The organism is Citreimonas salinaria, from assembly GCF_900107235.1.
GTDB classification, from domain to species: domain Bacteria; phylum Pseudomonadota; class Alphaproteobacteria; order Rhodobacterales; family Rhodobacteraceae; genus Citreimonas; species Citreimonas salinaria.
The window spans coordinates 1-6,910 of sequence record NZ_FNPF01000039.1; the positions used below are offsets into that span (position 1 = coordinate 1).

The 6,910-nt window shown below is 68.8% G+C and carries 10 protein-coding genes; 5 read left to right on the plus strand and 5 right to left on the minus strand.

Translation table 11 applies throughout. The features are described 5' to 3' along the window. From BLW27_RS20060 to ccoS, 5 genes are all read left to right on the plus strand, one after another. Window positions 1-626: IS5 family transposase (locus tag BLW27_RS20060; protein WP_143042390.1), on the plus strand; the 626-nt coding region annotated here is incomplete at its 5' end. Between the two features lie 450 nt (window positions 627-1,076). Continuing rightward, window positions 1,077-1,505 (plus strand): PACE efflux transporter, encoded by a 429-nt coding sequence (locus BLW27_RS20070; RefSeq protein WP_089886471.1) that lies wholly within the window; start codon window positions 1,077-1,079, stop codon window positions 1,503-1,505. A gap of 94 nt (window positions 1,506-1,599) precedes the next feature. Beyond that, window positions 1,600-2,058, plus strand: a complete 459-nt coding sequence (locus BLW27_RS20075) for a YbaN family protein (protein WP_245710973.1) — start codon at window positions 1,600-1,602, stop codon at window positions 2,056-2,058. Between the two features lie 53 nt (window positions 2,059-2,111). Continuing rightward, window positions 2,112-4,373, plus strand: a complete 2,262-nt coding sequence (locus BLW27_RS20080) for a heavy metal translocating P-type ATPase (protein WP_089886456.1) — start codon at window positions 2,112-2,114, stop codon at window positions 4,371-4,373. After that, window positions 4,370-4,546: a cbb3-type cytochrome oxidase assembly protein CcoS gene (ccoS, locus tag BLW27_RS20085; RefSeq protein ID WP_089886459.1), complete on the plus strand. Its 177-nt coding sequence runs from the start codon at window positions 4,370-4,372 to the stop codon at window positions 4,544-4,546. The genes BLW27_RS20080 and ccoS overlap by 4 nt, the downstream gene beginning before the upstream one ends. A gap of 4 nt (window positions 4,547-4,550) precedes the next feature. Here ccoS and BLW27_RS20090 read toward each other — a convergent pair whose 3' ends face one another. The 5 genes from BLW27_RS20090 to BLW27_RS20110 all read right to left on the minus strand — a co-directional run. Continuing rightward, on the minus strand, window positions 4,551-5,378 hold the full coding sequence (locus BLW27_RS20090; protein ID WP_089886461.1) for a DUF2189 domain-containing protein: 828 nt from the start codon (window positions 5,376-5,378) through the stop codon (window positions 4,551-4,553). 11 nt (window positions 5,379-5,389) lie between these two features. Further along, window positions 5,390-5,593 carry a hypothetical protein gene (locus tag BLW27_RS20095; RefSeq protein ID WP_089886463.1) on the minus strand — a complete coding sequence of 68 codons (204 nt, stop codon included), beginning with the start codon at window positions 5,591-5,593 and terminating at the stop codon, window positions 5,390-5,392. After that, on the minus strand, window positions 5,590-6,465 hold the full coding sequence (ccoP, locus tag BLW27_RS20100) for a cytochrome-c oxidase, cbb3-type subunit III (RefSeq protein WP_089886465.1): 876 nt from the start codon (window positions 6,463-6,465) through the stop codon (window positions 5,590-5,592). The genes BLW27_RS20095 and ccoP overlap by 4 nt, the downstream gene beginning before the upstream one ends. Further along, a complete protein-coding gene (locus tag BLW27_RS20105) occupies window positions 6,456-6,626 on the minus strand; it encodes a cbb3-type cytochrome c oxidase subunit 3 (RefSeq protein WP_089886467.1) in 171 nt (56 codons plus the stop codon). The genes ccoP and BLW27_RS20105 overlap by 10 nt, the downstream gene beginning before the upstream one ends. Window positions 6,627-6,628: 2 nt before the next feature. Next, a partial coding sequence (locus tag BLW27_RS20110) for a cbb3-type cytochrome c oxidase subunit II (protein ID WP_143042391.1) occupies window positions 6,629-6,910 on the minus strand: 282 nt, incomplete at its 5' end.

Below are 6,910 nucleotides of genomic sequence, written 5' to 3' on the forward strand. Positions count from 1 at the left end.
TGGCGGTCCAGATCCCGTACCGCCTTGCCGACGGTCCCCTGAACCTCCTCGTGGACAGCACCGGCATCAAGTTCCTGGGCGATGGTGAGTGGCAGGCTCGCAAGCACGGCGTGCAGGGTCGGCGCCAATGGCGCAAGGTCCACCTGGCGATGGATACCGCCACTTCGGACATCCGGGCAGTCGAGTTCACCCCCAGCAGCGACGGCGACAGTCCGATCCTGCCCGAATTGCTCGGCCAGATCCCCGAGGACGAGCAGATAGGCTCCGTGACCGCGGATGGTGCTTACGACACCCGCCGCTGCCATGCCTCCATCATCGACCGGCAAGCCACGCCGATCATTCCGATCCGGAAGAACGGGCGCCCCTGGAAGGAAGACAGCCCTGCAGCAAAGGCTCGGAACGAGACGCTACGCGCCACGAAACACTACGGCCGGGCGTTCTGGAAGCACTGGACCGGATACCACGCCAGGAGCCGCGTGGAGGCGAAGATGCGATGCCTCAAGGCATTCGGCGAGCGCATCGCCGCAAGAGATCCCGACCGCCAAACCGCCGAAATCCACATCCGCGTCGCACTCATGAACCGCTTCTCAGCCCTCGGCGCCGCCGAGATCGTTCGCGTGGCATGACATCAGCGGGGAAAGGGGAAGTCACGCCTTAGGCGTGAGTTACGCAACAATGCCGGGTCAGGGCGTCGCGTTCGCTGGCCTTTCGGCCGCCGCTCAGGATCCCGCCCAAGGGGAGCCGACGAGCCCAACGGCCAGCTCGAGCCAGATCAGCAGCAGGATCACCGCCACCGACAGCGCCAAGACGTAGCGTTTCCTGCCCATTCCGGTCCTCCAGGCGGGCGTTGCGGCGGCGTGAGCAACATTGCCGGCTTTGCCGTCGAACGTGCCGGGCACCAACATAGCCCAATACGTTGCGTGAAACGATCCGGCGGGCAAGTCGGTTTCGCGGCCCCGTCGCGGCACCTTGAAAACCGCGCGCATCGATCGCATCATCCCCGCAGGCAAGGACGACCTTGCCCGGTCATGGACGGCCAGCATGCGGGACGGCCCGAAGATATCCGGAGCCCTTTCATGCGCAGCACCGCAGACCGTATCCGCCAGGCTCTCAGCTTCGAGATCATCGGCCTTCTGGTCGTCACGCCGCTATTCGCGTGGCTGTTCGATCATCCGATCGGCGACATGGGCATGCTGGTCCTGCTGGGTGCCACGGCTGCGACCACGTGGAACTACCTCTTCAACCTGGCCTTCGATCACGCCCTGCGCTGGCGGCGCGGAGACGTCCGCAAGACGCTGCCCCTGCGCATCGTTCATGCCGTGTTGTTCGAAGTGACGCTGTTGGTGATCCTGCTGCCGATCTTCGCGTGGTGGCTGGGCTTGTCGCTGCTGGCGGCGCTGGTGATGGAACTGTCCTTCGCGGGCTTCTACGTGGCCTATGCCTTCGTCTTCACCTGGGCCTACGACACTCTTTTCCCGCCGCAACGCTCCGGGCAGATGACATGACGGGCGAGAGGGGCGGCCTGATTTCACGGCGGGCCCGCGAGCGTGGAGATACGCACCTGCCCGCGCGTGGCATGATTCGCGGGGGGAACGTGCAGTGACCGGACCGGACAGGGACACCGGCGCAGCGACGCCCCGGACCGCCCAGCGCGCCGGCGCGACGGCCCGTGTGTGCTGGATCGCCCTGGGCGGGCTGTCGCTGGCGCTGGGCGCGATCGGCGTGCTGCTGCCGCTTCTGCCGACCGCGCCCTTCGTGATCCTGGCCGCGTTCGCCTTCTCGAAAAGCTCGGACCGGCTTGCCGGCGCGTTGAACCGACATCGCCATTTCGGGCCGATGATCGACGCCTGGCGTGCCGAAGGGGCGATCGCCCCGCGCCACAAGGCGGCCGCCGTCTCGATGATGATCGCCGCGCTGGCCGCGAGCGTCTTTCTTGGCGTCGGTGCGACGATCGTCGCGGTGCAGGCGGCGGTCATGGCCGCGGCGGCCGCCTTCATCCTCAGCCGCCCCAACGGGACGAAGCGGCGGCATGGTCGCCGTGCTTCAAGGTCGCGCTGAAGTGGTGTAGCCTGACCGCGATCCGACGCATTCCGAGCAGGAGTTGCGATCACGTGACCTTTTGCGACACCAGCACGCAGCTTGCCGACGATCGGGACGAGCGCGCGGGCGGAGGCATCCGCCGGGCCGAAAGGCTCGGGCGGGTGGAACGCGGTCCGGACGGTCGGGGGCATTGCCGCCTGTCGGTCCCGGGCATCAGTTGCGGAAAGTGCATCGGTGCGGTCGAACGGGCGCTGTCGGACTGCGAAGGCGTCGTGGCCGCGCGGGCGAACCTGACCCTGCGCCAGGTGGCGATCACCCTCCGCGATCCCGAAACCGATCCCGCGCCCGCGATCGAGCGGCTTGGCGCGCAGGGATATCCGGCGACGCTGATCGACCTCGCCGCCCCCGGGGACGCGCAGGCGGACGACGCCGCGCGCTTCCTGCTGCGCTGCCTTGCCGTGGCGGGCTTCGGCGCCACCAACGTCATGCTGCTGTCCGTCTCGGTCTGGGCGGGGGCCGAGGGCGCGGCGCGCGACGTCTTCCACGCGGTCTCGGCCCTGATCGCGGTGCCGGTGGTCGCCTATGCGGGCCGGCCGTTCTTCGCGTCGGCCCTGACGGCGTTGCGGGGCGGGCGGCTGAACATGGACGTGCCGATCTCGCTGGCGGTGCTGCTGGCCACCGCGATCAGCCTGGTCGAGACGGCGATGCGCGGGCCGCACGTCTATTTCGACGCGGCGGTGGTGCTGCTGTTCTTCCTGCTGGTGGGTCGCTACCTCGACCAGCTCATGCGTGCCAAGGCGCGCAGCGCGGTCACGAGCCTTGCGCGCCTCGCTTCGCGTGGAGCGATGCGGGAACGGCCGGACGGGACGGACGTCTACCTGGCTCTGGACGACATCCGGCCCGACATGGTGCTGCGGATCGCGCCCGGAGAGCGCATCCCCGTCGACGGCTGCATCGTGGGCGGCGCGACCGATCTCGACCGCTCGCTTGTGACGGGCGAACACGCCCCGGTGCCCGCCGGTCCCGGCGTTGCCCTCGAGGCCGGGATCCTCAACCTCACCGGCGCGATCCGGATGCGCGTGCTGCGCCCGGCCGGGGACTCGTTCCTAGCCGAGGTGGCGCGCATGCTGGAAGCGGCTGAGCAGGGGCGCGGGGCCTATGTGCGGATCGCCGACAGGGCCGCGCGGCTTTACGCGCCGGTCGTCCACCTGCTGGCGGCGCTGACCTTCGTCGGCTGGGTCGTTGCGACCGGCGAATGGTACCCGTCGCTGTTCATCGCGATCTCGGCGCTGATCATCACCTGCCCCTGCGCGCTTGGCCTGGCGGTGCCCGTGGTGCACGTGGCCGCCGCCGGGCGGCTGTTCCGGCAGGGGATCATGATGAAGGACGGCTCGGGGCTGGAAAGGCTAGCGACCATCGACTGCGTCGTCTTCGACAAGACCGGGACCGTGACGACCGGCACGCCCGTCGTGACCGGCGGCGGGCCGGACGCGGCCGAGGGTCTCGCGGTCGCCGCGGCATTGGCCACGCGGTCGCTGCACCCGGCGTCTCGGGCGATCGCGGCGCTCGCCGATGGGCCACCCGTTCCAGTCGATGACCTGCGCGAGACGCCGGGCTGCGGGATCGAAGGGGTCGTCGAGGGGCGGCGTGCGCGGCTCGGTCGCCCCGACTGGGTTGCAGAGATCGCGACCGGCGGGCAGCGAAGCGGTTCGGCCGGGCCGGCATTCGCGCTGGAGGGCGGGCCGCTTAAGACGTTCACCCTGTCCGAGACGCTGCGCGACGGCGCGGCCGAGGCCGTCGCGGCGCTCCGCGCGGCCGGGATGCAAGTCGAGCTTCTGTCGGGCGACAGCGCCGGGGCGGTCGAGGCCGTCGCGCGGAAGATCCCCTTCGACCACGTGCGCCACGGCGCCACCCCCGCCGACAAGATTGCCCACCTGAAAGCGTTGCAGGCCGAGGGGCGGCGCGCGCTGATGGTGGGCGACGGGCTGAACGACGCCGCGGCGCTGGCGGCGGCGCATGTCTCGATGGCGCCGGGATCGGCCTCGGATGCCGGGCGGATGGCGGCGGATTTCGTCTTCACGCGCGAGGCGATGGGGGCCGTGACCGACGCCCGCCGGATCGCGCGGCGCGCGGCGCGGCAGGTGCGGCAGAACTTCGGCATCGCCATCGCCTACAACTGCATCGCGATCCCCCTGGCCGTCGCGGGCTACGTCACGCCGCTGGTCGCGGCGATCGCCATGTCCGGTTCGTCGATCGTGGTGGTCGCGAACTCGATCCGGCCCGAGCGTCGGGCACCGGGCGCCGCGCCGGCCATGCGGAGCGCCCCCGCATGAGCGTGCTGGCCCTGCTGATCCCGACCAGCATCGGGCTGGGCCTGGTCGGGCTTGCCGCATTCCTGTGGAGCATGCGCAACGGCCAGTACGAGGATCTCGACGGCTCGGCCGAGCGGGTGCTGCTGGACGACGAGGACCGGCCGCTTCCGACGCGGGACGAGGACCGGCGCTGACGCGTCAGGCCGGCCGGTAGAACACCCGTTCGTCCCGGCTGACCCGGATCGCGCGGTAGGCGTGCCAGGTGGCATGCCCCAGCACGGGGAAGACCACGATGAACCCCAGAAGCCCCGTCAGAAGCGACAGCGCGAACAGGGCCACGACGATGCCGCCCCAGACCAGCATGACGCCGAGGTTGTTCCAGACCAGCGCCAGGCTGATGCCCATGGCGGTTAGCGCGTCGGTGCGTTCCTCGAGCATCATCGGCGCGGCGAAGACGCTGATCGCGAAGGCGAAGGCGGCGAAGAGGCCGCCGATGATCGTGCCGGTGATCAGCAGCGACCAGCCGATCCAGGTGGTGAAGATCAACGACAGGATCTGGTCGAAGCCGGGGAAGGGCCGCACGCCCATGTGCAGCGCGTAGAGCAGGAAGGCCGCGCGCTGCCACAGCATGAATAGAAGCAGCAGGAGCAGGCCTAGGAACACCGCCTGGTAGGTCGAGGCAGGTTTCACGAAGACCATGCCGCCAAGGGTCGTGCGTTTGCCCTCTTCCAGCCTGCGGGTCTTTTCGTAGAGGCCGGTCGCGATCAGCGGGCCGAGCACGAGAAAACCGCTCAGCGCGGGCAGGAAGAAGTAATCCACCTCGAATCGGAACATCCCCCACACGACGAAGGCCGAGACGAGGAAGACGGCCAATCCGTAGAAGAGGCTGGGAAGCGGATTGGTGCGGAAGTCGCTCCACCCCGCGCCCAGCCACTCGAACGCCGTGCGCTTCGGCAGGTTCCGGGCCTTTGCGTTCGGGCGGGGCAGGGGCGGGACGACCTTGGGGATTGCCGAGTCCGGGTCCATTCTTATCTCCCTCAACAGGCCGACTTGGCGGCGCGGTAGGTCGTGCCGCCGTGGTCGGGCGCTTGCAGATGCGGCACGCAGGCGGGCTGCGACGCCAGCGAAACGTAGACCAGGTGCACGTTCGCGGCCGCCACGACCAGCGCGATTGCGATCGCGACTGCGATCCAGAACCCGCGCGACGCGAAGCGCGAGCGGGTTTCGGCGCGCCCGGTCATTCCGCCTCGGGCAGGATGTCGAGCAGGTAGATCGCCAGGATCTTGGCCTGCGCCTCGCTCAACCGCCCCTCCCATGCCGGCATCCAGCCCTGTCGGCCGTCATGGATGGTGCGGAACACCGATTGCGGGTCGCCGCCGTAGATCCAGAATTCGTCGGTCAGGTTCGGCGCGCCAAGCGCGTTCATGCCGGTGCCGTCATCGGCATGGCAACTGGCGCAATTGTCGGCGTAAAGCATCGCGCCCTCTTCCATGACCGCCGGTTCGGGTTCGGCCAGACCGCCCAGCGCGCGCACGTATTCGCCCACGGTGCGGATCTCGTCGCGCGACAGGATGCCCATCTCGCCGAAGGCCAACATCTGCGAAACCAGCGTTTCGGGATGGCCGGCGTTGATACCCACGCGGATCGCCTCCAGCACCGCCTGGTCGTCCCCTCCCCAAAGCCAGGCATCGTCGATCAGGTTGGGAAAGCCCGGACCGCCGATTCCCGCGATCCCGTGGCAGGCCGAGCAATTGTCGCCCCAGAGCGTGGGCGCGCTGGCGCGGACCACGTCCATCAGCGCCTGCTCGGACCGGATCTCGTCCAGCGAGGCGACGGTCAGATGCGCCTCCCAGTGCTCGCGGTAGCGCTCGCCGGCCGCCAACTCTCCCTCGACGAGTTCCTGCTGGTTCACACCCAGGACACCCTTGGTGTAGGTGTCGACCAGCGGCCATGCGGGCAGCAGGATCCACATGATCAGCGCCCAGACATGGGTGATGCCGATAGCCCACCAGACGGCACGCGGCACGCGGGTGTTCAGTTCCTTGATGCCGTTCCAGTCGTGGCCGGTGGTCTTGTGCCCGGTCAGTTCGTCGCGTTCGTCCTCTACCGACATGGGCCGTCCTCGTCATCCAGCACGCTTTTGGCCGCGTGTTCGAACCGCTTCCCGTTCGCGGGCCAGAAGGCGTAGAGCACGGCAACCGAGAACATCGCGATCAGGTAGAAAAGGCCGAAGGTCTTGGCGAAGGCGACAAGGGTCTCGTGGCTGAACTCCATGGTCATTCCTCCTGAAGCGTCGGAACGGTGTCAGTGATGTCGACGAGCTGCCCCAGCACCTGCAGGTAGGCGACCATCGCGTCCATCTCGGTCGGAACGCCGGCCAAGTCGTCGAAGTTGCGCACGGTGGTTTCCTCACCGTAGCGCTCGATCAGACCGCCGACGCGGGATCCATCCGGCATCGCCTGGGCAAGCGCGTCGCTGACCGCGTTCTCGATCATCTCGTCGGTATAGGGCACGCCGACGCGCCGCAGCGTTTCAAGCCGCTCGGGCAGGTGCGACAG